The 25,721-nt window shown below is 56.3% G+C and carries 20 protein-coding genes and 1 tRNA gene; 9 read left to right on the top strand and 12 right to left on the bottom strand.

From position 1 onward, the window contains the following. Positions 1-37: 37 nt before the first annotated feature. The 3 genes from hldE to EDC52_RS05010 all read right to left on the bottom strand — a co-directional run bounded on the left by hldE (position 38) and on the right by EDC52_RS05010 (position 5,766). Entirely contained in the window at positions 38-1,471 is a 1,434-nt protein-coding gene (gene hldE, locus EDC52_RS05020) for a bifunctional D-glycero-beta-D-manno-heptose-7-phosphate kinase/D-glycero-beta-D-manno-heptose 1-phosphate adenylyltransferase HldE (RefSeq protein WP_131864252.1), read from the bottom strand. A 99-nt stretch (positions 1,472-1,570) separates the two neighbouring features. Then, positions 1,571-4,411 (bottom strand): bifunctional [glutamate--ammonia ligase]-adenylyl-L-tyrosine phosphorylase/[glutamate--ammonia-ligase] adenylyltransferase, encoded by a 2,841-nt coding sequence (gene glnE, locus EDC52_RS05015; protein ID WP_131864251.1) that lies wholly within the window; start codon positions 4,409-4,411, stop codon positions 1,571-1,573. A gap of 50 nt (positions 4,412-4,461) precedes the next feature. Continuing rightward, positions 4,462-5,766: a CYTH and CHAD domain-containing protein gene (locus EDC52_RS05010; RefSeq protein ID WP_131864250.1), complete on the bottom strand. Its 1,305-nt coding sequence runs from the start codon at positions 5,764-5,766 to the stop codon at positions 4,462-4,464. 404 nt (positions 5,767-6,170) lie between these two features. Between EDC52_RS05010 and EDC52_RS05005 the strand changes: the two genes are divergently transcribed. Beyond that, positions 6,171-6,791 carry a TIGR04211 family SH3 domain-containing protein gene (locus tag EDC52_RS05005; protein ID WP_131864249.1) on the top strand — a complete coding sequence of 207 codons (621 nt, stop codon included), beginning with the start codon at positions 6,171-6,173 and terminating at the stop codon, positions 6,789-6,791. A 101-nt stretch (positions 6,792-6,892) separates the two neighbouring features. Then, positions 6,893-8,146: a multifunctional CCA addition/repair protein gene (locus EDC52_RS05000; protein ID WP_131864248.1), complete on the top strand. Its 1,254-nt coding sequence runs from the start codon at positions 6,893-6,895 to the stop codon at positions 8,144-8,146. A gap of 57 nt (positions 8,147-8,203) precedes the next feature. On the opposite strand, the gene bacA is transcribed toward EDC52_RS05000, so the two are convergent. After that, positions 8,204-9,022 (bottom strand): undecaprenyl-diphosphate phosphatase, encoded by an 819-nt coding sequence (bacA, locus tag EDC52_RS04995; protein WP_131864247.1) that lies wholly within the window; start codon positions 9,020-9,022, stop codon positions 8,204-8,206. 149 nt (positions 9,023-9,171) lie between these two features. Further along, complete coding sequence (folB, locus tag EDC52_RS04990) at positions 9,172-9,531, bottom strand: bifunctional dihydroneopterin aldolase/7,8-dihydroneopterin epimerase (RefSeq protein WP_131864246.1); 360 nt, start codon at positions 9,529-9,531, stop codon at positions 9,172-9,174. A gap of 104 nt (positions 9,532-9,635) precedes the next feature. On the opposite strand from folB, the gene plsY reads away from it, so the two are divergent. After that, positions 9,636-10,265, top strand: a complete 630-nt coding sequence (plsY, locus tag EDC52_RS04985; protein WP_131864245.1) for a glycerol-3-phosphate 1-O-acyltransferase PlsY — start codon at positions 9,636-9,638, stop codon at positions 10,263-10,265. Positions 10,266-10,308: 43 nt separating this feature from the next. Here plsY and tsaD read toward each other — a convergent pair whose 3' ends face one another. Next, complete coding sequence (gene tsaD, locus EDC52_RS04980) at positions 10,309-11,343, bottom strand: tRNA (adenosine(37)-N6)-threonylcarbamoyltransferase complex transferase subunit TsaD (protein WP_131864244.1); 1,035 nt, start codon at positions 11,341-11,343, stop codon at positions 10,309-10,311. Positions 11,344-11,775: 432 nt separating this feature from the next. Between tsaD and rpsU the strand changes: the two genes are divergently transcribed. The 3 genes from rpsU (at position 11,776) to rpoD (ending at position 15,862) form a co-directional block, all read left to right on the top strand. Continuing rightward, positions 11,776-11,991: a 30S ribosomal protein S21 gene (gene rpsU, locus EDC52_RS04975; RefSeq protein ID WP_001144069.1), complete on the top strand. Its 216-nt coding sequence runs from the start codon at positions 11,776-11,778 to the stop codon at positions 11,989-11,991. Between the two features lie 128 nt (positions 11,992-12,119). Further along, positions 12,120-13,868, top strand: a complete 1,749-nt coding sequence (dnaG, locus tag EDC52_RS04970) for a DNA primase (protein ID WP_131864243.1) — start codon at positions 12,120-12,122, stop codon at positions 13,866-13,868. Positions 13,869-13,996: 128 nt separating this feature from the next. Continuing rightward, a complete protein-coding gene (rpoD, locus tag EDC52_RS04965) occupies positions 13,997-15,862 on the top strand; it encodes an RNA polymerase sigma factor RpoD (RefSeq protein ID WP_268990342.1) in 1,866 nt (621 codons plus the stop codon). A gap of 267 nt (positions 15,863-16,129) precedes the next feature. On the opposite strand, the gene mug is transcribed toward rpoD, so the two are convergent. After that, entirely contained in the window at positions 16,130-16,636 is a 507-nt protein-coding gene (mug, locus tag EDC52_RS04960) for a G/U mismatch-specific DNA glycosylase (RefSeq protein WP_131864241.1), read from the bottom strand. Between the two features lie 132 nt (positions 16,637-16,768). Between mug and EDC52_RS04955 the strand changes: the two genes are divergently transcribed. Then, a tRNA-Ile gene (locus EDC52_RS04955) sits at positions 16,769-16,845 on the top strand. A gap of 151 nt (positions 16,846-16,996) precedes the next feature. On the opposite strand, the gene EDC52_RS04950 is transcribed toward EDC52_RS04955, so the two are convergent. The 5 genes from EDC52_RS04950 to EDC52_RS04930 form a co-directional block, all read right to left on the bottom strand. Then, a complete protein-coding gene (locus EDC52_RS04950; protein ID WP_131864240.1) occupies positions 16,997-17,758 on the bottom strand; it encodes an ABC transporter permease in 762 nt (253 codons plus the stop codon). Next, the gene (locus tag EDC52_RS04945; protein WP_131864239.1) at positions 17,751-18,509 is read right to left on the bottom strand and encodes an ABC transporter ATP-binding protein; all 759 of its coding nucleotides are present in this window, start codon (positions 18,507-18,509) and stop codon (positions 17,751-17,753) included. Before EDC52_RS04945 ends, EDC52_RS04950 begins: the two co-directional genes overlap by 8 nt. Next, positions 18,506-19,813 carry an acyl-CoA thioester hydrolase/BAAT C-terminal domain-containing protein gene (locus EDC52_RS04940; protein WP_131864238.1) on the bottom strand — a complete coding sequence of 436 codons (1,308 nt, stop codon included), beginning with the start codon at positions 19,811-19,813 and terminating at the stop codon, positions 18,506-18,508. The genes EDC52_RS04945 and EDC52_RS04940 overlap by 4 nt, the downstream gene beginning before the upstream one ends. After that, on the bottom strand, positions 19,810-20,874 hold the full coding sequence (locus EDC52_RS04935; protein WP_131864237.1) for an ABC transporter substrate-binding protein: 1,065 nt from the start codon (positions 20,872-20,874) through the stop codon (positions 19,810-19,812). Before EDC52_RS04935 ends, EDC52_RS04940 begins: the two co-directional genes overlap by 4 nt. A gap of 175 nt (positions 20,875-21,049) precedes the next feature. Beyond that, a complete protein-coding gene (locus EDC52_RS04930) occupies positions 21,050-21,865 on the bottom strand; it encodes a deaminated glutathione amidase (protein ID WP_131864236.1) in 816 nt (271 codons plus the stop codon). Positions 21,866-22,551: 686 nt separating this feature from the next. Here EDC52_RS04930 and EDC52_RS04925 point away from each other — a divergent pair. Further along, positions 22,552-23,187, top strand: coding sequence for a two component system response regulator (locus EDC52_RS04925; RefSeq protein WP_131864666.1), 636 nt, complete (start codon positions 22,552-22,554; stop codon positions 23,185-23,187). Positions 23,188-23,258: 71 nt separating this feature from the next. Further along, complete coding sequence (locus tag EDC52_RS04920; protein ID WP_131864235.1) at positions 23,259-25,712, top strand: type VI secretion system Vgr family protein; 2,454 nt, start codon at positions 23,259-23,261, stop codon at positions 25,710-25,712. The last annotated feature ends 9 nt before the right edge of the window (positions 25,713-25,721 follow it).

Below are 25,721 nucleotides of genomic sequence, written 5' to 3'. Positions count from 1 at the left end.
CATCGCCGGGAAAGCCAGCCGCCAACCTGAGCCGCGATTAACCGCGCTCGCCGCTTTTTATCGAGTTGATGATATTGGTGGTCGAACAGCCGTCTTCAAAGTTCAGCACCTTTACATCGCCGCCATTAGCCCAGACCTCTGCACTGCCGGCAATTTCTTGGGGCTGGTAATCGCCGCCTTTTACCAGTAAATCGGGCAAGATACCGGCTATCAGACGCTGGGGAGTATCCTCGATAAACGGGACTACCCAATCAACCGCCTCCAGCGCGCTGAGCACTATCATGCGCTGAGCCAGAGGATTCACCGGCCGCGATTCGCCCTTCAAACGCTTGGTAGATTCGTCACTGTTTACCGCCACAATCAATCGATCGCCAAGCTTGCGGGCATTCGCCAGGTACGAGACATGGCCGGCATGGAGGATATCAAAGATACCGTTGGTCATGACCACTTTCTCACCGCGCTGGCGGGCGCGCACCACCGCCTCCCTTAATTCGTCTTCAGTCATCAGGCCAAAGCCGGTGTCGGCGCGGCCGCGAATAGCGTTCTCAAGCTCAATCGGGCTGACGGTTGACGTCCCCAGCTTGCCGACCACCACGCCGGCGGCCGCATTGGCCAAAAAGCATGATTCTTCCAACGTATTACCGGCAGACAGCGCCGCCGCCAGCACGCCGATAACGGTATCGCCGGCACCGGTGACATCAAACACTTCCTGCGCCTGTGTCGGCAGATGCAGAGGATCTTTGCCAGGCTGCAGCAGAGTCATTCCTTGCTCGGACCGGGTAACAAGCAACGCCGAGAGATCATAATCAGCAATCAGTTTCATACCTCGGCTGACCAGCTCCGCGTCATTTTTGCAACGGCCGGCCACGGCTTCGAACTCGGAAAGATTAGGAGTCAGCAACGTGGCGCCGCGATAGCGGCTGAAATCGGTGCCTTTCGGGTCGATAAGCACCGGAACGCCCGCTTCACGGGCGAGCGTTATCATCAGTTGCACCTGGGCGAGCGCACCCTTGGCGTAGTCAGACAACACCACAGCGCCGGCCTGCGGCAACGCGCTTTTGATGCGTGCAAGCATCGGGCTGGCGTCCACATCGTCAAAGCTTTGCTCAAAATCCAGACGAATCAATTGCTGATTACGAGAAAGCACCCGCAGCTTGGTGATGGTCGGATGGCTGTGCACCGCCACGAAATCACAGGTGACGCTGACTTCACTCAGGCGCGCATCCAGGGCGCGGGCCGCATCATCAACGCCGGTCAAGCCAATCAGGCGGGAGCTTGCACCCAGCGCGGCAATATTCATCGCCACGTTTGCCGCCCCGCCGGGACGCTCCTCAATGGTATCGACTTTAACCACCGGCACCGGCGCTTCCGGAGAAATACGGCTGGTCGGCCCATACCAGTAGCGGTCGAGCATGACATCACCCACGACCAGTACTCCCGCCCGGCGAAAATCAGGCAATGTTACTTTCATTCGTCACTCCAGATACAGAGACATTCTCGGGCCAGATAGTACCACACACCCAATGCCTTCTCCCATCCCCGAGAAAGCGGCTGGCGGTGCCACCGGCCTTTACCGCGTTTCTGCCAGCCATTGCTGCCAATAGCGGCAAATCCGCCGACGTTCTTCGAGGAAACGTCCGGCGTCTACCCTGCCCGGCCGCGCCTGCAGCGCCAGGTGGTGAATCTCATCGCGCAGGGTTATATAGTCATCTCGCAGCTGTTGTTCCTGCTGCGAACTGATGATGCCGTGCTGGGCCATCAGCTCGAAAATTCGCACATTGTCGGACCAGCGCGTCAGCCGAGGATTGTCGGCGGCATGGAGCAGCACCAGATACTGGGCGATAAATTCAATATCGGTAATCCCCCCCTCATCGGCCTTAAGGTCAAACTCACCCTGATGCTTACCGGCCAGATGGCTGCGCATCTTCACGCGCATCGTCGCGACGTCGCTGCGCAGCGTTTCCCGGTCACGGCGCAGGCAAAGCACCTCACGACGGATGTGGCCGAAACGCTGCAGCAGACCGTCATCGCCATACACGATGCGGGCGCGAACCAAGGCCTGATGTTCCCAGGTCCATGCCTCGTTAAGCTGATACTCCCGGAACGCTTCCAGGGTGCTGACCAGCATGCCCGCAGCGCCGGAAGGACGCAGCCGGGCATCCACTTCATACAGAATCCCCGCCAGAGTGCGGGTGCTGAACAGGTGCATAATCCGCTGGGCCAGACGCAGGTAAAATTGGCGGCCATCAATACTGCGCCGACCATCGGTCATCACGTCATCCGGGCAATCATGCAGGAACACCAGATCAAGATCCGAGCCATAGCCCAGTTCCCAGCCGCCGAGCTTGCCGTAGCCGATAACGGCAAATCCCTGATTCACGCCGTGCTGCAGATGCTCTGGCTGGCCGTAACGCGCCACCATATATCGCCAGGCCTGCTGGATAACTGCGGCAATCATGGCCTCGGCCAGATAAGTTAAATGATCGCTGACTTTCATCACCGGCAGCACGCCAGAGATATCGCTGGCCGCAATGCGCAACTGCTGGGCTTGCTTGAACTGGCGCATCGCCTCCAATTGCTGTTCTTCATCCTCTTCAGGCACCCGCAGCAGATACTGCCGCAGTTCGTCCCGATAAGCCTGCGGTTCAAGGGGATGATAGAGCGTGGCGGGATCGAGCAGTTCATCCAGCAGTAGCGGATGCTCAGCCAACTGAGCGGCAATCATCGGCGAAGCCGAGCAGAGTCGGACCAAATGCCCCAACGCACCGGGGTATTCGACCAACAATTCCAGATAAGTGGTGCGGGACACAATGCTCAGCAGCATCGGCGTCACCCGGGCAAAGGCCGCATCAGCGTCTGGTCTGGCGCAGATTTCCGCCAGCAGCCGGGGAAGCAGTTGATCCAGCACTTCGCGGCCGCGCGGGCCGATGGTGCGTTTAGCCACATCGGCCCGAAAGCCAGTGATATGCGCCAGCAAGCGTTGCCCCGCTTCCCTGTCCAGCGACGGGATCAGTTCAGGCAGTTCCGGCGCCGCCAAATCGTCGAGCCACAGGGCACGATAACCTTCATGGCAGTCGACCTCATCCTGATGAGGAACATCATCGCCAATCAGCTGATCAAACACAGCGCGCACCCGTTGCATATGCTGCTGCAGCAGGCCATGCAGCGATGTCCAGTCGGCTTCGCCCATGCCGAAAGCCAGGCGGGCGCGACCCAGTTCGTCGGCCGGCAGCGTCTGAGTCTGTTCATCATTGATGGCCTGCAGCAGATTTTCCAGCCGCCGCAGGTACAGATAAGCTTCGGTAAGCGCTTGGGTCGCCTCAGGGGCCAGCAGGCCCAGCTCGCCGATGGCCGCAAGCGTCGGCAGCAACGCCCGCTGCTGCAGGCGGGGCTCTCGTCCGCCACGGATAAGCTGGAACACCTGGGTAATAAACTCGATTTCACGAATGCCGCCGGCACCGAGTTTGATGTTATCTTTAAGGCCGCGCCGGCGCACCTCCCGTGCAATCATCGCCTTCATGTTCCGCAATGACTGAATGACGCTGAAGTCAATATAGCGCCGATAGACAAACGGCCGCAGCAGACTGCTGAGCTCCCGGCTCCAGGCGTCGCCGGCATCGCCCATCAAACGCGCCTTGACCATGGCATAACGTTCCCAGTCCCGGCCCTGTTCCTGGTAGTAATCCTCAAGGGCTGCAAAGCTAAGCACCAGCGGACCGCTGTCGCCAAACGGCCTCAGGCGCATATCGACACGGTAGACAAAGCCGTCGGCGGTTTGCTGATCCAATGCTTTGATAAGGCGCTGTCCCAGCCGGGTAAAAAATTGGGCATTGTCCTTTTCCCGGCGCCCGCCCCGGGTAAAACCACTTTGGGGATAGGCAAATATCAGGTCGATATCCGATGAAAAATTAAGTTCGCCGCCGCCCAGCTTCCCCATGCCCAGGATCATCAGTTGCTGCGGCGCGCCTTCACTGTCGCAAGGCGTCCCCCATTCCCGGCAGCAAAGCTGAAACAGCCAATCCCGGGCCGCGATAATCAGCGATTCGGCCAACTGGCTGAGTAAGGTCAGGGTCGCCGGCGTGGTATGAAGACCCAGCGTCTGCCCCCAGCCGATACGCGCCAGGGCTCGCCGGCGAAACAGCCGCAATTCCCGCATCAGCCCGGCTTCGTCCTCTGCCCTGGCCAGAGCTTGCTGCAGCTTTGCAGGGAAATGACGCCATTCATCCGGCGCTGGCGGCTGGTCAAGCAATTCCTGCAGCCAGTCGGGATGAGCGATAAACGTCTCGCTGATAAAATCGCTTAACGCCGCTACCGCCTCAAGCGCAGGACTGGCCGCGATTCCGGCAGGCAGCCTGGCGAGAGTCCCTACAGCCTGATGTGTCAGCTCCTGGGGTAAAGGCAATGTGGTCATGGATATCGGTCTCCCCGGGGGCGGATGCACCAGGCATGCAGATGGGTTGATTATGGCTTGTTATGCCGCCAGAAACCTTGCTGGGTAACGGCCTGACGCCTCACCAGTTCAGTATCGCTGGTTTCCGGCTGCAAAATTGCCTGCTGCAGCCCTTTCCAATGCGCAATATAAGAGACGACCGCCGCCGCGGGATAGGCGCCGGACAGCAGGTGAAAAGCCATCAGGCGTTTCTCCAGCCGGGGCAGTTGCTGGGCATATTCTTCCCGGGAAAGGGTACGGCCGAAGGCGACCTTAAGCTCAGCGCCGCAGCGAGCCAGCATCTGATCGGCGAAACGCTTATAGGAGCCCGCCAACTTTCTCCGCGCCTGCTCATCAATGCTCCCTCGCCAGCCGCCTGACTCAAGCCATGATGTGAGCGCCAACTTACATTGAAGCCATGCGGCACTGTAGCAGAGTTGCGCCGGATCGGTCCCGGCCTCTTCGATATCCGCCGCCAAGATCGTCAACTGACTGCGCAAGCCGGTGGTGGCTTTGCGTGGGACCATGTTGCCCATCACGACAAAGGTTTCACGGATAAGCGTAATGCCTTCCAGGATACTGCGGCGGGCTTCGGCATTGCCGGTCAGCCACAGTTCTTCATGATATTGCCAGTGTCCCAGCGCCAGGGTAAGCGCCGCGACCATGCCCTGTTCGACCGTGGCTTTGGCCGCCGGCTTGAGCAGCGGCAATGGTCGGACATCGCGCCGGGGATTGCCTTTGGCAAGATGATAGCCGCGCGCCGCTTTGCTCAGGCTGCCCAGCCTCAAGCCGCTTTCGGTGCTAAGGGTTTGGGCAAACGCCAGCAGATCGGCAGTATTGCCCTCAAGCAGCTCAAGTTCCAGCTCACCGATAGGTTCACTGAGCTCACCCGCCGTCACTTCACCTTGATCATACGCAATCTCAATACGGCTTTGGTTGTAAGTGACTACCCACTTCTCCCGAGTGTAATCGGTACGAAACAAGGCGGCCAGCCTTGGCAGCAGCGAGTCAGCCGTCACCCCCGGCGGCCAGATATCGGCCGGTAGCAGGCTAAGATCAAGCTCCCCGGAGGGTAAATCGACATTATACTCTGGATGCTGATGAAGACCGCCAACCACCCTGCCGGCGGTTTTTGCCGTCATTTCATAGCGATCGCCATAACGCCGGATACGCAATCCGATGCCATGGCGCCGTAGCGTATTGTCGGGGGTTTCATAATAAATGTTAGTGAGAGGAATGGGGCCGGCATGTTCACCTTCTCCGGCGGAGATCCTTTTTGCCAGAGCTGCGCGTGCGTCAGGATGAACGATAAATTTTAACTCGATTTCTTCACTCATATATTAGGCCATACCAATAGTTGCTGTGTTACGCCCGGCAATGCCGTAATAAGAACAGGATAATCACTTCAGTTATCTTGTCCAGATCACTAATCATGGCCTGAATCAATCACCTGGACAAGTCCGGTGAAAAGGAAAATATCTATCGGAACGCCCTATTTTTCAAGTGCGTCGTGGATAAAGGTCGTTTATAGGGTTTACAGCGGCTTTGCAACGCCAGTCAGCTGAATATGACAGTTAAATCAGGCGCCAAAGGGGTAATGGCGCAGTCATAAGCGCAAATGCATAACCGCCAAAGCCTTACGCGGCCTGAGAGTAAGATAGTTCTCATTTCTGTTTAAGGATTGCGTCGTCAAACTGAACCCACTACTATCGGCCAACACTTGATTAAAAACGACGGAACAATGCACAAATTACGCCATATTTTTTTCGCGTTATTGGGCTTCGGCTTCGCCTCAGGCGCCCAAGCTGACGAAACGCGCTTCATTTCCGATGAACTGGCCACTTACACCCACAGCGGCCCGGGCAACCAATACCGCATCGTCGGCACCCTTAATGCCGGCGAGCAGGTCACCCTGCTCAGCGTAAATGCAGCCAATCAATACGGCCAGATCCGCGACGAGAAAGGCCGTACCTCCTGGATCCCCCTGGATCAGCTAAGCGCCCAGCCCAGCATTCGGACGCGTGTGCCTTCCCTTGAGCAGCAGGTCCAGACCCTGACGCAAAAGCTGGCCACTATCGACAGCAGTTGGAACCAGCGCACGGCGGATATGCAAACCAAAGTTGCTCAAAGCGACAGCACGCTTTCCAGCCTGCGCGAAGAAAACCAGAATCTTAAGAACCAGCTGATCGTCGCCCAGAAAAAGGTGGATGCCGTGACCCTGCAGCTTGATGACAAACAGCGCGCCATTATCATGCAATGGTTCCTGTATGGCGGTGGCGTAGCCGGCATCGGTCTGATTCTCGGCCTGGTACTGCCCCATCTCATTCCTCGCCGTAAAAAAGACAACCGCTGGATGAATTGAACTCTGGCGGCCGATGGTCGCCGGCCGTCGCAAAAAAGCGCTGCGTAAAGGTCTACACTTAACAGATGTGAAGGCCAAACCGACATCGTCAGGAGAGGATCGTGAAAAAGTATCTGGTCGGCGGTGCCGTGCGTGACAGCTTGTTGCATCTGCCGGTAAAAGAGCGGGATTGGGTGATTGTCGGCGCTTCGCCTGAGGAATTGCTTAGCCAGGGCTACCAGCAGGTCGGCAAGGATTTCCCGGTGTTCCTGCATCCCCAGACCCGTGAAGAATATGCCCTGGCACGCACCGAGCGCAAATCAGGCAAGGGCTATACCGGTTTCAATTGTTATTCAGCGCCGGACGTTACGCTGGAACAGGATCTGCGTCGCCGGGATTTGACCATCAACGCCATTGCCCAGGACGAACATGGCGAATATACCGATCCTTACCAGGGGCGGGCCGATCTGGAGCAGCGCCTGCTGCGCCATGTGTCCGATGCCTTCGGCGAAGATCCGCTGCGGGTATTGCGGGTGGCGCGCTTTGCCGCGCGCTTTGCCCACCTGAGCTTCCGTATTGCCCCTGAGACCATGGACCTGATGGGTCAGATGTCCCAGAGCGGTGAACTGCAGCTGATATCTCCTGAACGCGTATGGAAGGAAACGGAGAAAGCCTTGGCGACCCGTAATCCTCAGGTGTATTTCCAGGTGCTGAGAGATTGCGGCGCCCTGGCGGCGCTGTTTCCTGAGGTTGATTGCCTGTTCGGTGTTCCGGCGCCGGCCAAATGGCATCCGGAAATCGATACCGGCATCCATACGCTGATGACGGTATCGATAGCCGCCCAGTTAACCGACGACATTGCCGTGCGTTTCGCCACCCTGTGTCACGACCTGGGCAAAGGGCTGACGCCCCGCGACCAGTGGCCGCACCATTATGGCCATGGTCCGGCCGGTATCAAACTGGTTGAGGATATCTGCCAGCGGATGCGGGTGCCGAATCATATCCGTGACCTGGCGCGTATTGTCGCCGAGTACCATGATCTTATTCACGGTGTAGAGAAACTGACGCCCAGGACGCTGATGAAATTGTTCTCTGCCATCGACGTATGGCGCAAGCCTGAGCGTCTGGAACAGATGATCATGACCAGCGAAGCGGACGCGCGCGGACGCACCGGTTTCGAGAACAATCCCTATCCGCAGGCAGCTTATCTGCGCGAGGCTTATCGCATTGCCTGCAGCGTGAGCAATCGTGAAGTGATCGATGCCGGTTTTAGCGGGGCTGAGATTGGCGAAGAGTTGCGCCAGCGGCGGATGCAAGCGCTGGCCGCCTGGAAAGACGAACAGGACGCGCGGCGCGGCGAAGCGCAGGCGCATTAACGACGTTTAATACACACCGGAAGCTGGGCTCACTGCTCCAGCCTCCGGCCTGGATCGTTACATCAATACCCAGTACACCACCCCTGCCAGAATAAACCGGTAAATGGCGAACGGCACAAAGGAGATGCGCTTGATGATCTTCAGGAAGAATTTGATCGCCAGCAGCGCCACCACAAAGGCGGTCACGAAGCCAACGGCAAACATCGGGAAATCACTCCACTGCAGGAACGGCAGGCTCTTGTACAGATCCAGCACCGTAGCGCCCAGCATCATCGGTACCGCCAGGATGAATGAAAACTCCGAAGCCGCGTAACGGCTGACGCCGACCAGGATACCGCCGCTGATGGTCGCACCTGAGCGGGAGAAGCCGGGCCACAGCGCCAGACATTGAAAACAGCCAATCAGAAACGCCTGCAGGTAAGTGATATCATCAATACCCTGCGCCCGAGGCACCTTCGGTTTGAGCCATTCACCCGCCAGCAGCAGCAAGCCGCCCACCACCAGCGCATACATCACATATTTTGGCTCGAAGATCGATTTGATATCTTCGTGAAATACCAGCCCCAGCACCACCGCCGGGATCATGCCGAGCAGGATATGCCCCAGCTTGAGCCGCCCGCTGCCGATACCTTCATGTTTGACTTCACCAAAACGAATGCCGATCAGGCCGAACAAACGGCGCCAGAACACCGCCACCACCGCCAGGATAGAGCCAAGCTGGATGATAACCTCAAAGGTCTTGGCCCGTTCATCGGTAAAGCCCAGCAATGACCCGACCAGGATCATATGACCCGTCGAGGAGACCGGCAAAAATTCGGTTAACCCTTCTACCACGCCAAGAATAAACGCTATAACCAACTCATGCAGGTCTGACATACCGATCTCACCCCTCAAATAGACCATCACAAAAAAGCGGCGGAAGATTCTTCATGAACTCCGCGCCGCCTAAAAGAAGCCGCAAAATCAGACAAACATACTGTAAATTGGTTTCACCTGCATGACATATAGCTAAGTGCCGGTAAGTTTCAGATTTTTCGGTTTCCTCGCTCGATAATGACGCCAACGCTTCGAGCCTGTGGGACTGCGCCGGGTTTGCTGAGCCGGATACGCAGCCAGGGGACACCGAAACGCTGCATCAAAAGTCCGGCCACTTCTTCCGCCACCCGTTCGACCAGCGCAAACGGGCGGGAGCTGACGAACGATATCACCGCCTCTGCGACGTCAGCATAACTCAGGCAGTCCGCCACATCATCGCTGGCGGCGGCCTGCCGGTTATCCCAACCCAGTTCCAGGTCAAACACCAGTTTTTGCAGACGCTGCTGCTCCCAGTCATATACACCGATAACGGCCATTACCGTCAACTTTTCAATAAATACGATGTCCATGTGCCATACTCCCTTTTTGAGGCTGTCGGATACCACTTCGAATTGAATATGCGTATTATCCACACTCATGCAAATAAAACGATTATTACGAATGGAATTTGGTCATGAATGCAACCGCCCTTGGCATGATAATCTTCGCCTACCTCTGCGGCTCGATATCCAGCGCAATTCTGATGTGCAAAATTGCCCGGCTGCCCGATCCGAGGACGGCCGGTTCAGGTAATCCGGGCGCGACCAATGTGCTGCGCATCGGCGGCAAGGCCGCCGCCACCGCCGTGATGATCTTTGATATCCTGAAAGGCATGCTGCCGGTATGGCTGGGTTACAAGCTGGGCGTGGCGCCATTCTATCTTGGCCTTATCGGTATCGCCGCCTGCCTGGGCCATATTTATCCGCTATTTTTCAGATTTCGCGGCGGCAAAGGAGTGGCTACCGCCCTTGGCGCTATAGCCCCTATCGGCCTTGACCTGACCGGGCTAATGGCGGGAACCTGGTTACTGACGGTGCTGCTGAGCGGTTACTCATCTCTCGGGGCGATTATCAGCGCACTGATTGCGCCATTCTATGTCTGGTGGTTCAAACCGCAGTTCACCTTTCCGGTAGCGATGCTCTCCTGCCTGGTACTGCTGCGCCATCACGATAATATCCAGCGGCTCTGGCGCGGACAGGAAAGCCGGGTATGGCGCAAGCGCCAGAAAGACCGGGACATCGAGAATCAGAAAAATAAATCCTGATGCCGGCAGTCGGCTGCAACGCCTGACGTGATTATTATGACGGTCAGCCAGCAGCGACATCACTCGCTACCGGCGCGAGTTCATCCAGCGGCCAGCGCGGCCTGACCGACACCGCCAGACTGGTATTGGCACCGCTTTGCAGCCGCACCATCCCCGCATAGGCAATCATCGCCCCGTTATCGGTACAAAATTCTGGCCGGGCATAGAACACCTCGCCGCCGCGTTTTTGCATCATTATCGCCATGCGCTCGCGCAGGGTGTGGTTAGCGCTGACGCCGCCAGCAATCACCAGGCGCTTATATCCGGTTTGCTCAAGCGCCCGCCGGCATTTGATCGACAGGGTATCCACTACCGCGTCTTCAAATGCGCGGGCCACATCGGCCTTGGTCTGCTCATCCTGCTCATTGGCACGAATGGTGTTGGCCGCGAAGGTTTTCAGCCCGGAAAAACTGAAATCCAGGCCCGGTCGATCGGTCATCGGGCGTGGAAAGGTAAACCGTCCCGCACGACCCTTGCCGGCCATCCTGGACAGCAGCGGTCCACCGGGGTAGTCCAGGCCAAGCAGTTTGGCGGTTTTATCAAACGCCTCACCGGCGGCATCGTCAATTGACTCGCCGAGCAGTTCATAACGGCCGATGCCGGTCACACTGATAAGCTGGGTGTGGCCGCCTGAAACCAGCAGGGCCACAAACGGGAATGCCGGCGGATGGTCCTCGAGCATCGGCGCCAGCAGATGCCCTTCCATATGGTGTACGGCGATTGCAGGCACCTTCCAGGCGTAAGCCAGGGCACGTCCCACAGTAGCGCCGACCATCAATGCACCGACCAATCCCGGCCCGGCGGTGTAGGCCACGCCGTCGATATCGCCCGCCGTCAGGCCTGCCTGTTTTAATGCCGCCTGGATAAGCGGTACGGTTTTACGCACGTGATCCCTTGAGGCCAGCTCAGGCACTACGCCGCCATAATCGGCATGCAGTTTTACCTGGCTGTATAGCTGATTAGCCATCAGTCCCGCCTGCTCATCGTAAATCGCTACGCCGGTTTCGTCGCAGGATGTCTCAATACCCAGTACACGCATAATTTACCTATCCCCCAAAGTGCGGCGCGTAGTTTACCACATTCCACCCGCAGGGAAGGAAACGCCGCCAGCCGGCAGTAAATTTGATGTATTTCTTGCCGTCTTCATGGTACAAGTGTCGCCCATTACGCCTGCGGGATCGCTAAAAAGGATCCAGGATCCTCCGTTTTTTCCGGTCGACCGACAGGAAATGCCTACGATTCAGGATCGTTTGATTGGTCATGCCAATCAATTGCAGTATTTTTGCCCGATTTGCGCTATAATCAGACAACGTAATTTCATTTTTTCGCCTGGGAACATCAATGCGATAGCAAGATCACCCCGCGCGGCGCTTTACAAAGCAGTGGTGCTTGAAGTAAAATTCCGCACCATTTTGAAAAGGCTGACACAAGGTCAGCAGCAAAATCCGAATTCTATCGAGGTGAGAGTTACATGCCGGTAATTAAAGTACGTGAAAACGAGCCGTTCGACGTAGCACTGCGTCGCTTCAAACGTTCCTGTGAAAAAGCAGGTGTTCTGGCCGAAGTTCGTCGTCGTGAGTTCTATGAAAAACCGACTACCGAACGTAAACGCGCCAAAGCGTCCGCAGTAAAACGTCATGCAAAAAAATTGGCTCGCGAAAACGCACGCCGCACTCGTCTGTATTAATTTTCCGGGGTGATGCCTGCCCCACCCGCGTGATTAATGCGCAGACTCAAGTAGTTGCATACGAAGGCCGTGCGATCCGGAAGGATTGCGCGGCTTGTTCTTGTTTATAGGCTAACCAATCAGGGCTTATGGCTGGACGAATTCCACGCGTATTTATCAATGACTTGTTGGCTCGTACCGACATCATCGATCTTATCGATGCTCGGGTTAAGCTGAAGAAACAAGGCAAAAATTTTCACGCCTGCTGTCCGTTCCATCATGAAAAAACCCCCTCGTTTACCGTAAACGGCGAAAAGCAGTTTTATCATTGTTTCGGTTGCGGCGCCCACGGCAATGCCATTGATTTCCTCATGAACTACGACAGGCTCGAATTTGTCGAAACCATTGAGGAACTGGCCACCATGCATAGCCTGGAAGTGCCTTATGAAGCCGGTACCGGTCCGAACCAGCAGGAACGGCATCAGCGTCAGAGTCTGTATGAGCTGATGGGTGAACTGAGCGGGTTCTATCAGCAGGCGCTGGGGCAGCAGCAGGCTAAGGCTGTCCATCAGTATCTGCAGCAGCGCGGACTTAGCGAAGAAATCATTTCACATTTCGCTATCGGCTATGCGCCGGCCGGCTGGGATAACGTCCTTAAAAAGTTTGGCCGCAGTGCTGAAGAGCGTTCTGCATTGAACGATGCCGGAATGCTGGTGACTAACGATCAGGGCCGCAGCTATGATCGCTTCCGCGAGCGGGTGATGTTCCCTATCCGCGATAGGCGTGGCAGGGTCATCGCCTTCGGAGGACGCATTCTCGGCGAAGGCCAGCCTAAATACCTGAACTCGCCGGAAACCGACATCTTTCATAAGGGCCGTCAGTTGTACGGACTTTATGAGGCGCAGCAGCAGCATCCCGAACTCTCCCGGCTGCTGGTGGTGGAAGGCTACATGGATGTGGTTGCCCTGGCGCAGTTCGGTATCGATTATGCCGTGGCGTCGCTCGGCACGTCCACTACCGCCGAACACATCCAGCTGCTGTACCGGGCCACCGATCAGGTGGTGTGCTGCTATGATGGCGATCGCGCCGGCCGCGATGCCGCCTGGCGGGCGCTGGAGACGGCGCTGCCATACCTGAATGACGGCAGGCAACTGCGTTTTATGTTCCTGCCTGAGGGTGAGGATCCCGATACGCTGGTGCGACAGATTGGCAAAGATGCCTTTGAACAACGCATCGAACAGGCGCAGCCGCTGTCGGTGTTTTTATTTGAAACGCTGATGCCGCAGGTCGATCTCAGCAGTCCTGATGGCCGCGCCAAGCTGAGTACCCTGGCGCTGCCGTTGATAAGCCAGGTTCCAGGCGAAACGCTGCGGATGTATCTGCGCCAGCAGCTCGGCAACAAATTGGGCATTCTGGACGACAGTCAGCTTGAAAAGCTGCTGCCGAACCAGACCGGGCAGTCAAATATTTCGTCCCAGCCCCGGATAAAACGCACAACCATGCGTATACTTATTGCATTGCTGGTACAAAATCCGCGGCTTTCTACCCTCCTGCCCTCGATACAGGGCCTGGAGCAGGCAGACCAGCCCGGCGTGCCACTGTTTATAGAATTATTGCAGACTTGTCAGGCCCAGCCGGGAATTACTACCGGTCAGTTGCTGGAGCATTACCGGGATAATAAATCCAGCCAGCAACTTGAAACCCTGGCTATCTGGGACCATATGATCACAGAGGACATGATCGAGGCGACATTCGTCGATACCCTGACCAGCCTTTATGACTCGATCCTGGAAAAACGTCAGGAAGTACTGATTGCGCGTGAACGCACGCATGGACTATCGACTGAAGAGCGTAAAGAGCTTTGGTCACTGAATATGGCGCTTGCCAAAAAGAAATGACGACGAGGCTTAATTGCCGATAAATGCCGGGGCCAAGCCCTGAGCAAGGCCGTACTGGGTAACGGCGGTAAAAAAAACCCCGATCTCTTGTTGGTGATGAAATTTCACCGACCAACACCGAAAATTCTCTGAAGTGTGGATACCGTCTTATGGAGCAAAACCCGCAGTCACAGCTCAAGCTACTTGTCACTCGTGGTAAGGAGCAAGGCTATTTGACCTTTGCCGAGGTCAATGACCATCTGCCGGAGGATATTGTCGACTCCGATCAGATCGAAGACATCATCCAGATGATTAATGACATGGGTATCCAGGTGCTTGAAGAAGCGCCCGATGCCGATGATCTGCTGCTGGCGGAAAATACTTCCGATACCGACGAAGACGCAGCCGAAGCGGCCGCGCAGGTGCTTTCGAGCGTAGAATCAGAAATTGGCCGCACTACCGATCCAGTGCGCATGTATATGCGCGAAATGGGCACCGTCGAACTGCTGACGCGGGAAGGTGAAATCGATATCGCCAAACGTATCGAAGACGGTATCAATCAGGTGCAGTGCTCTGTTGCCGAGTACCCTGAAGCCATCACCTACCTGCTTGAGCAATACGACCGCGTTGAGGCCGGCGAAGCCCGGCTGTCCGACATCATCACCGGCTTTGTCGATCCGAACGCCGAAGAAGACATCGCCCCGACCGCTACCCACATCGGGTCCGAACTGTCTCCGGCTGAAATCGCCGACGATGATGACGATGACGACGACGATGACGATGACAGCGCCGACGATGACAACAGCATCGATCCGGAGCTGGCGCGTCTGAAGTTTGTTGAACTGCGCGAACAGTATGAATCTACCCGTGACGTTATCAAGACCAACGGCCGCAGCCATGCTCGCTCAGCGGAAGAAATCCTGAAGCTGTCGGACGTGTTCAAGCAGTTCCGCCTGGTGCCTAAGCAGTTTGATTACCTGGTTGGCAACATGCGTTCGATGATGGATCGCGTGCGCACTCAGGAACGTCTTATCATGAAGCTGTGCGTAGAGCTCAGCAAAATGCCGAAGAAAAACTTCGTCACGCTGTTCGCCGGCAATGAAACCAGCGAGACCTGGTTCCAGGCCGCACTGGCGATGAACAAACCCTGGTCTGAAAAGCTGCGTGATGTGGATGAAGATGTGCATCGCAGCCTGCAGAAACTGCGCCAGATTGAAGAAGAGACCGGTTTGACCATCGAACAGGTCAAAGATATCAATCGCCGCATGTCAATCGGTGAAGCCAAGGCACGCCGCGCCAAGAAAGAAATGGTCGAAGCCAACCTGCGTCTGGTTATCTCTATCGCCAAGAAGTACACCAACCGCGGTCTGCAATTCCTTGATCTTATTCAGGAAGGCAACATCGGTCTGATGAAGGCGGTCGATAAGTTCGAATATCGTCGAGGCTACAAGTTCTCCACCTATGCCACCTGGTGGATTCGTCAGGCTATTACTCGCTCTATCGCCGACCAGGCGCGTACCATCCGTATTCCGGTGCATATGATTGAGACCATCAATAAACTCAACCGTATCTCTCGCCAGATGCTGCAGGAAATGGGACGCGAACCGACGCCGGAAGAGCTGGCCGAACGCATGCTGATGCCGGAAGACAAGATCCGTAAAGTGCTGAAAATCGCTAAAGAGCCTATCTCCATGGAAACGCCGATCGGCGACGATGAAGATTCGCATCTGGGTGATTTTATCGAGGATACCACCCTCGAGCTGCCGCTGGATTCCGCCACTTCGGAAAGCCTGCGCTCCGCCACTCATGACGTGCTGGCCGGCCTGACCGCCCGTGAAGCCAAAGTGCTGCGCATGCGTTTCGGTATCGATATGAATACCGATCATACGCTGGAAGAAGTCGGCAAACAGTTTGACGTTACCCGTGAGCGTATCCGTCAGATTGAAGCCAAGGCCTTGCGCAAACTGCGCCACCCGAGCCGTTCGGAAGTGCTACGCAGCTTCCTGGACGATTAAGTCCGGCGCGTCGGCGTATCCGTTCCAGGCAACATGCGCCTGAAGAACAAAAATCCCCGTACTGTTTGTGACGGGGATTTTTTTTGCCGGTACAGTCAGGTTATTACCTGTCGCCAATCGGTACTGTCGAGCGTCAGACGTCAGACAGGTAACCGGCGAAAAGCGTATTCAAAAAATCGCTTTAGCCGCGGTGAGGTTCAGTTTCAGTGGCGCAATGCAAATCTGAACTGGCATCTGAATCACTGACTTGCATGATAACCGGCTGCGCTACAGTCCCTGACTCCGGAGATCACTGCGTAATTCGGCATAGGCCGCAACCAGAGCGTCCAGGCTCATGCGGTTAAGCCCGCTGGGATTGGGCAACACCCAGACCTCGGTATCACCGACGGTGATGGTCTGCTTGCCCCACTCGGCCGCGGTCCGGCTGAACGCCTGGCGATAGGCCTGCTTGCCCAGCACCGCCAATGCCGCCGGCTGGTACTGCTCTATCTTGGCAATTACCCGCCGCCCGCCCTGCAGATACTCCTGCCGTGAAAGCTCCGAGGCTTCGGTCGTTGGCCGGTCGACCAGCATGGTAATGCCGCAGCCGGTATCAAGCAGATGCGCTTCCTCCTCCGGTTTCAATTGTCTGTCGGTGAACCCGGCCAGGTGAATAACCCGCCAGAAGCGATTATTAGGATTGGCGAAGTGCACGCCTTTGCGCGCACTGGACAGCCCCGGATTGATACCGCAGAACACCACCCTGAGCCCTGTGGACAGGATATCGTCAATCATCCTTAGTGATCCCTATTTGATGCTGATTGCTGCCATAAACATATACTGGCGGCCAACTGATTATAAATCATCCATGCGATTCAGTAGCCTATGGATCTGCGCTTCGCAATAAACTATAATCAACGCCCACTCGGCCCCTTAGCTCAGTTGGTTAGAGCACGCGACTCATAATCGCTTGGTCGCTGGTTCAAGTCCAGCAGGGGCCACCAGATACAATAAGCAGTCAGACGAGAAATCGTCTGACTGCTTTTTTTATTTTATACGAATGGGTTCAGCTAAGGCATTGCCTCCCCACCTCCAGCTCAATATAGTCCAAAATGACTCAGCGGCGTCTGTTAAGCCCGTGGCGATTACGCAAGCTTACCGCTGCTGCCCTTCCCAGAACACCACTTTTCGCTGTAGCCAGCGCACCACCAGTGCGCCGGCGAGCCCAATGACCGCCAGCAGCAATACGCCGGCAAACATGGTGGCCAGGCTCATGTTTACCGAACTGGAGGCAATCAGGTATCCCAGCCCCTGCTGGGCAGACAGAAACTCGGCCACCACAGCGCCGATCAGCGCCAGCGCTACCCCTATCTGCAGCCCGGCGAAGATATCGCCGGCCGCAGAGGGCAGTTTCACATGCAGCAGCAGATAGAGGCGAGAGGCGGAAAATGCCCGACAGGTGTCCAGCAGTTCAGCATCGGTGCGGCGGATGCCGTTCACCGTATTAACAAACAGCGGAAAAAAACACACCAGCGTCACCAGCACGATTTTGGAGGCCAGTCCGAAGCCAAACCAAACCAGGATAATCGGCCCCAGCGCCACCTTGGGAGTGGCCTGCAACGCAATCAGCAACGGCCAGACAAACCGCTCGAACGTCTTTGATTCCGCCAATACTACGCCCAGCAATATCGCCAGCAGGCTACCAATGATATAGCCGCTCAGGGTTTCGCCCAGGGTGGTGCCGATATGCGGCCACAGACTGTGGTCAGCAAAACCCGCCGCCAGTGCCCCATACACTGCTGCTGGTGATGGCATCAGGTAATCGGGAATAGCAAAATACCGCACGGCGCCCTGCCAGATAAGCACCAGTATCAACACGCTGGTCAGGGGATACAACAAGGGCAACAGTCTACGCATCAGTGAAATGCCTCCGTAAATGCTGGCACAGCGCCATAAATTGTTCATCGGCCAGCGTCTCCAGGGTACGCGGGCGCGGCAGCGGTATCGCCAACTCCTCGACAATCCGTCCTGGTCTGGGCGACATCACCAGCACCCGATCAGCAAGAAACATCGCTTCCTGGATGCTGTGGGTGATAAACAGCACTGACTTACGTTCTTGACCCCATATACGCTGCAGCTCCAGCATCAGCGCCTCACGGGTCAGGGCATCCAGCGCCGCAAAGGGCTCATCCATCAATAGCAAATCCGGATCATGCAGCAGCATGCGGGCGATCCCCACCCGCTGTTGCATTCCCCCGGACAGTTCGAAAGGATAATCACCGGCGAAATCAGCCAGCCCGACCAGCTCAAGTAATGCCATGGCACGCTGGCGGGCGGGCTGCACGGGCAATCCAGCGGTTCTGGCCGGCAGCAATACGTTATTAAGCACGTTTTTCCAGGGCAACAGGTTAGGCTTTTGAAATACCACCCCGGTACGCTGACCCGGCCCAGTCACCTTCTCGGAGGCGACTTCTACCGTTCCACTGGTTGCCGGTATCAGCCCGGCGGCCAGTTTGAGGACCGTTGATTTGCCGCATCCGGACGGCCCCAGCAACGCCACAAATTCACCGTCATCAATCTGCAGGTTTACATCCGACAGCGCTTCAAGCTGGCCTCGGCGAGTTTCCCAGGTCAGTCCGACACTGCGTAACGCCAGCGCCGTACTCATAGTTTGCCCTCATGCGCCGCCCGTGCCGCAGACAGGAAGGCCAGCACCCGCCGCCAGCTATGGCACCGTGCCCGGGCATTGGCCAGCGGTGTGCCGCCGCCATCAATCACCACGCCGGCAACCGGGTGAACTCTGGCGATCTCAGTGGTGGGAACAAAAGGAAAGCCGATGGCGTGCCCGGCGCCTTCGTTGCGTACATGCTCCACCGGCCAGCCATGGGATTTGGCCTGCAAATCAGCTGCAATACGCTCACAGTAAGCGGTTGAAGGCCAGAAGCCGTCATCGGTGCCGGAAATAAGCAGCAGCGGGCCAGCAATACGCTCCACCGGTATACGTGCCGCCGCCAGGCTCTGCGGGTGACGTTCAGCGGTCAGAAAAGCCGGCGCCTGGCGGATAGGCGCCCCCGGCTGGGGCGGGTGATCAAAGGCGTGCCAGTCTGCCAGGGGATTACCCTGCCAGAGATTAGGCAGCGACTCTCCACGCCAGGTCCAGGCGGTGGCATCGCGCGGCTCCTCCGGGCGTCCCGCTCGCAGAGTGCCATTGATGACCGCACTGGGAACGTAACCGATTACCGCAGCAACCCTTTCGGGGAAAGTGGCTCCCAGCAACAGCGCCAGTTCCCCACCGCGCGAATGGCCCGCTACCGCAATAAACCCGGCTTTCGGCTGCAGTTCATCAATGACCCAGTCGAGAGCCTGCTTAAAATACTCCAGCGGCGTGGCAGAGATATAATCCGGCCGCCCGGGGGCCTTGAAATAAGCCAGCGCAAAACCGATATAGCCTTGGGCGGCCAGTAATGCGGCCTGCTGTTCCGGTGTACCGCCACCGGAACCGTTGAGTACGATAACTACCGGATGAGGGCCAGCCGTTCGTGGTAAGAACAGCGTGCCTGAAAGGCCGTTTTCCCGGACTTCCCTTCGGATGACGCCGGGTGCCAGATAGCGCTGAATGATCTCGGTCGAGGCCGATGCGCCGGCGGCATCTGCAATCTGCAACCTGATGTGATGAGGCTGGATGCCGTCACTCAACGCGGGATCGCGCGGCCGAGCTGTCTGTCGCAACGACCAGACCGGGGCCATCGGTTCACTTTCCTGCCAGTCTCCCGCTAGCGGCACGGCTGATGTCAGGTCCAGCTCGCCATTATCAGCAACGGCAAAGGTAGCAGTACTGCGCCAGAGGCTGCCATCAGCGTGCGTCAGCGTGGCCGTTAACCGGGCTACACCCGGTGCCAGCCCCTGGGCACGAATAGTGCGGGCCAGGTCGATAAGCCCATCAGGGATATCTACATGCAGCTGGATGCTCATTTCGCCGCCTCCGCGGTTGCCCGCAGAGCGGTTCTGTCAAAGTTGTCAAAGTCCTTCACAAAGGCGTTGGAGAAAATACGGTCCACCGGCACATCCGCAATCGGAAACTCGCCAGCAGCGGCCATGGCGGTAATGGCTTTACGCACAGCCGGCAGATCATATTGCCCCGGCTGTCGGCGCTGGCCGTCAGGCAGGTACAGGGTGCGTTGCAGACGCCGGGTCAGCAGGGTTCTGGCTTCCGCCAGACCTTTTCCTTGGGCATCGGCCGGCTTACTCTCCGGATGCTGGCGCCAAAACGCCCGCACACAGAAATCCGGGTTTACCTCACAGACATATTGCGCCTCGGTATAAGCTCGGCCAAAACGGCGAATCAGGTCGGGATGGTCTTTAAAGGTATCTTCATGGGCGATAAACCCATTGCCGGGCGTTTCCTGAAACACATCAGGGTACGCGATGCGGCGGATTTTGGTCCCGGTAAATTCAAATATATCCCCCCAACTGCTGTTGTAGTTCAGGGCATCGACCTGCTTGCTGCGCAGCGCCTGAAAACCTGACCCCAGCACACCCACCGCGACAAACTCCACATTTTTGCCCGGCTGTAGGCCGGCAACCCGCAATGCGGCGCGACTGTTGGGTATCGTGCCCCAGGTCAGCGCACCAACCCCGATTTTCTTGTCTTTCAAGTCAGCCAGGGTTTTTACCGGTGAGTCGGCCAGCACCACATATTCCATCGTCTGAGCCGGGGTCCCGTTATAGAAATAACGCAACGGCAGCGGATTTTTGCCACTGAAATAGCTCGAAATAACCGGTTCTGATACCGGATAACCAAAGGTCACGCGTTTGCTGGCCACCTGTGGCAACAAGGCGCCCGCGCCCTGAAAGATCAGCACCTTGACCGACAGGTTCTGCTGTTTGAACAACCCCAGTTCTTCTGCCGCCGCATAAGGCGCGCCATCATGCACCGCCGGCGGAATTGCCAGCGCGACGGTGACTTCATCGGGTGGCTGAGCCTGCGCTGCCCCGGTAACCATCAGAGACAATAGCAGCGATTTCAATCGCATGTGAACTCCTGGACGCTGAAAATATTCGGCGGCCAGAGTAATGCAGATAGGCATGAATCAGAACGAACAACTTCAGCTAAAAATGTGCATATAGTGGGAGATCTGGGATGCTCAATTCAATAACTGAGCATCCCAGACGCGTTAAGCAGCTAGTGTGTCAGCGGTCAGGGCCGCTTTATGACTGAGGTGGATTACGCTCGTTCCCTATAAGCTCGGGGCGTGCAAAACGGCGATTCTCCAGCACCGGCAACACATGACGCGCATAGGTAATCCGCTCGGGATCCAGTTCAGTAAACACCAGGCCCGGGCCTTCTGCCGCCCTGGCGATAACCACACCGAGGGGGTCGGCTACCATGCTGTTGCCAATATTCCGCGGTCCGCACTCGCCGACCGCTACCAGATAGCAGGTATTTTCCAGCGCGCGGGCGGTAACCAGCACCTCCCAGTGCTGCTCTTTATGTGGACCTTTTACCCAGGCAGCGGGCAACACCAGCACCTGGGCTCCGTCAACCACCAGACGACGGGCCAGTTCAGGGAAACGCAGGTCATAGCAGATCATCAGGCCGACCTTGATGCCGGCAACCTCTATCAGCGGCGGTATGCTGTTTCCCGGCACCACCCGCTCGGATTCGCGCAGGGTGAAGGCATCATACAAATGCATCTTTTCATAATGGCCGATGATTTCACCCTCCCGTATGGCAATAAGCACGTTCTTGACCTGACGGCCTTCAGTCGGCACATGAATACTCATGATGCTGGTCAGGGTGTTTTCGCGGCTGGCCGCCAGCAGCAGGCTGACAAACGGCCCATCCAGCGGCTGGGCCGCCCTCAGCGCCCCTTCAGGATCAGCGAGATCCTGGGCCAATACCCATTCAGGCATCACCAGCAGGTCGGCGCCGGTGGCATTTGCCTTGGCCATCAAAGAGATACAGGTCTGGGCGTTCTTCTGCCATTCACGACTTACGGCAAACTGCCCCATAGCGACTTTCATGACTTTCACCTCAATCATCAGATGGTCAGGTAGTGGGAAGAATCCCCTGCCGGCACGTTGAATTTTGCCTGCGGTTACCCCCTATGGCAACAGTTGCTGTGGCCAGATCACTGTATCCAGGGTACTAAAGATGCAGCACTCCATCCCGACCCGGGATATGGACAGCAAAGGCGTGATACGTATTACTTCTGAGGAACTCGCCTGATGGCGTATTGCCTGAGCCTGCCGGCAGGCATCACTCTTTATCAGATGGTAAAATAAAACGATCAAATAGGATAAAAAGTTAAACCATCTGAAAACATTTAAGCATTAAAACAGGTCATCATGATTAATAATTTGATTTTTACAGGCAGTACATTATTCTGTCACTGCCCGCTATAGTGCAATAAATAGAAAACGTAACGTCGTAAACACGAACATGACTACCGTGAAAAAAACAACAATATGCCTATTCAAACCATTAATTCGACTTATTTCGGCTTATAGAAATACCGATAAACTGATATTAACATGCCAGTAATCGGCGATGATAAATCAGGCAAAATTCGATTGACTGTTTAAAATCGACGCCGGTGTTAATGATAATGAAATTTCTAGAGTAACGTCAGTCAGCTTGAGATGTCTTATTAAAATAATCACCGACTCAGAGATTTATAGCTGACTATCGATTCCAAGGAAAAATAATGATGGAAACCAGACTAGTGTTAATTGATGGTCATGGATTAATTCTTAACGGTATAAGAATGATTCTTGCCCCACATGCGCATTATCACATTGCCGGCCAGGCGAAAAATGGCCTGGATGCTTATGCACTGTGCCGGGAAGAGCGCCCGGACATCGTGATTCTTGAACTGGATCTGCCGGGAATGGATGGCCTTGACGTCATCGCACAGCTGCATCGTCGCTGGCCGGCGATGCGTATCCTGGTACTGACGTCGCGTGGGCATGAGCTACACGCCGCCAGCGCATTGCGGCAGGGGGCCTCAGGGTATGTATTAAAGAAAAGTTCGCAGCAAACGCTGCTGTCGGGCCTGCAATGCGTAGCGGCCGGTAAACGCTATATTGATCCACTGCTGGACAGCGGCCAGGTACTGCAGCAGATTGATATCGGCGATGTGAAGATTCCACTGCTGACGCTGCGGGAGAGGCAGGTACTGAAGCAGATTGCCGAGGGTGCAAGTAACCCGGTCATTGCCGATAAGCTGTCAATCAGCCGGAAGACGGTGGAAACCCATCGATTGAATATGATGAAGAAATTAAACGTTCATAAGGCGACAGAATTGATTCGCTGGTCGCAACGTTATGGCATGATGGAGCCATAATATTCCTCTTGTATAGTGAAGATATAATCATCTCTTCAGGACGGATTCTATTCCGTGTGAAAAGGAATCTCATGCAAAGTAATATAAAAGCCTATACACCGTTGGATAAATATGGCGAGGGTTATTTCTTATTCAGCAAACTGACCGGCAAGGAATCTTTATCTGCTTTATATGAATACACTGCAGAATTCCTCACGCAACGCGACAATATCGACGTCAACATCCTGCTGGGTAAAACAGTGTCATTCCGCATGGCATTATCGACCGGTGAATACCGGTATTTTCATGGTTATGTTACTCGTATAACTACCAGCGGCGGGGAAAGAGTAAATCATAAAATGAGGCGTTACTTGCTGACGCTGCATCCCGCAGCCTGGTATCTCAGCCAAAATCGCGATTTCAGGATCTGGCAGGAAAAATCAGTCCCGGAAATACTGTCTGCGGTTTTATCAGCATATAAGATTGAATATGAAAGCCGACTGATCGGCCAGTACCGCCAGTGGGAATATTGTGTCCAGTATGCAGAGAGTACCTTTGATTTCCTCAGTCGGCTGATGGAGCACGAAGGGATTTATTATTTTTTTACTCATCAGAAAAATGGCCATCGACTGGTGCTGGCCGATGCCCCTGAAGCCCATCACCCGGTAGCCGGTTATGATGATATTTCTTTTCAGCAGCCTGGATTCGGCCTGACTGATCACCAGGAAGGCATACAGGACTGGCGCTTGATCCACGAAACGACGGCCTCTGTCTATGGTCATGACGATTATGACTTCCGTAAGCCCAGAGCGCATTTACTGGAGACTTGCCAGCATCAGGACCGCCCTGGCCATCATAGCGGCGAGGTGTTCGACTGGCCTGGTGGCTTTATTGACGGCCAGCAGGGCCAGGATTATGCCCGTATTCGCCAGCAGGCCTCGGCGGCCAGGCAGCTGCGGATGTCGGCGCAGGGAACCGCCAGAGGCATCAGTGCCGGCAGTCGATTTATTTTCCGCGGCGGCCCGGCGGGGTCGACTGATAAACCGTATCTGACCACCGATGCGACATATTGCCTGCAGGACTTGCGCTATCAGTCGGAACAGCAGCCCAGCAGCGAATTCAGCGTCAGCTGCTCGGTGATACCTGCCGGGCGCTTTTGGCGACCGGCCCGCAATACACCCTGGCCGAAAACCTGCGGCCCGCAAACCGCTGAGGTGGTCGGGCCTGCGGGCAGACCGGTCTGGACCGATCAACATGGCAGGGTAAAACTGAAATTTCGTTGGGACCGCCATGGGGCCGGTGATGACACCAGTTCCTGCTGGGTCAGGGTTGCCAGCGGTTGGGCCGGCTGGAAATACGGGTGTCTGCAGGTCCCCCGGGTCGGCGAGGAAGTGGTCGTCGATTTTATCAACGGCGATCCCGACCGCCCGATGGTAATCGCCCGCGTTTACAATCAGGATGCCATGCCGCCGTGGGAACTGCCGGCAGGCGCAAACAAGATGGGCTTTGTCAGCCGCAGCATCGGCGGCAGCCCGGAAAACGCCAGCCACCTGATCCTGGATGATACCCCGGGCCATGAACAATACTGCCAACATGCGGAACGGGATATGCAAGTGTCGGTTGAACACAATAAAACCCTGTCGGTCGGCGGTGCCCTGGATCAGCAGATCACCGGCGCCAGCCGTTATATCCATGCTGGACCCTGCCATACGTTCAAAAAACAACCCGACATGCAGATCTTCGGCCTGGGAAAAAGCTCGCAGGTATTAGCCGGTGGCAGCACCTCGGTGGTCACCGGCGGCGAGTATCGACAGGTCAGCGGCAATATTGAATTCAATACCAGTCAGCAGACGATCCTGCAAACCGGAACCAGCCTTAGCTGCCGCGCCGATGGGAATATCATGTTTGAGGCGGGGGAAAAGATCATCTTTGGCCAGCGACTGGCGCGGCCCCGTCCGGATATAGCCGCTATCAACACCAGTGACCCAGCGCGACCAGGGGTTCAGGCGTTAGCTGAAGGCATCAGCGATCACTGCGCCAGCGAAGCAACCGATGGCCGCCCGTCTGAACTGGTCTATCGGCACGGCGTGGTCAGCACGGTGGAGGGCGGTGATGTCCGGACCATCAGCAACGATCAGCGGCTGAAAATCGAAGGCGATGCCGACAGCCGGGTTGCCGGCCGCTGGCAGGAGCATGCCGGCGCCGATCGTCGAATCGGCAGCGATGCCGACCTGCAGCTGCACTGTGAAGGCACGATGCAGTTGTCAGGCAATAACATCGTCAATAAAGCATCGGATCAATTCGAGGTGCATGCTAAAAATGGCTCCCTGGTCATCGCGTCAATTCAGCAAGTGAATGCCCTGCGTATGTCGACCTCGCAAATGGCCATGGAAAATGACGGCATGGTGGTCTCCACTAGCCAGATGCGCATGGCCAACACTCAGTTGCAGGTATCCACGGTCGGCATCAATATCTCCCTGGGAAACCTGGAAATGAGGGGATCCCTGGTGAGCATCAATACCAGCGCCATCACGCTGTTTATCTGATTTTTCCCC

Origin of the sequence: Biostraticola tofi (assembly GCF_004343195.1) — a bacterium.
Taxonomy (GTDB): Bacteria; Pseudomonadota; Gammaproteobacteria; order Enterobacterales; family Enterobacteriaceae; genus Biostraticola; species Biostraticola tofi.
Note: the sequence above shows the minus strand (reverse complement) of the source record. Positions and strands in the feature narration are given on the sequence as shown.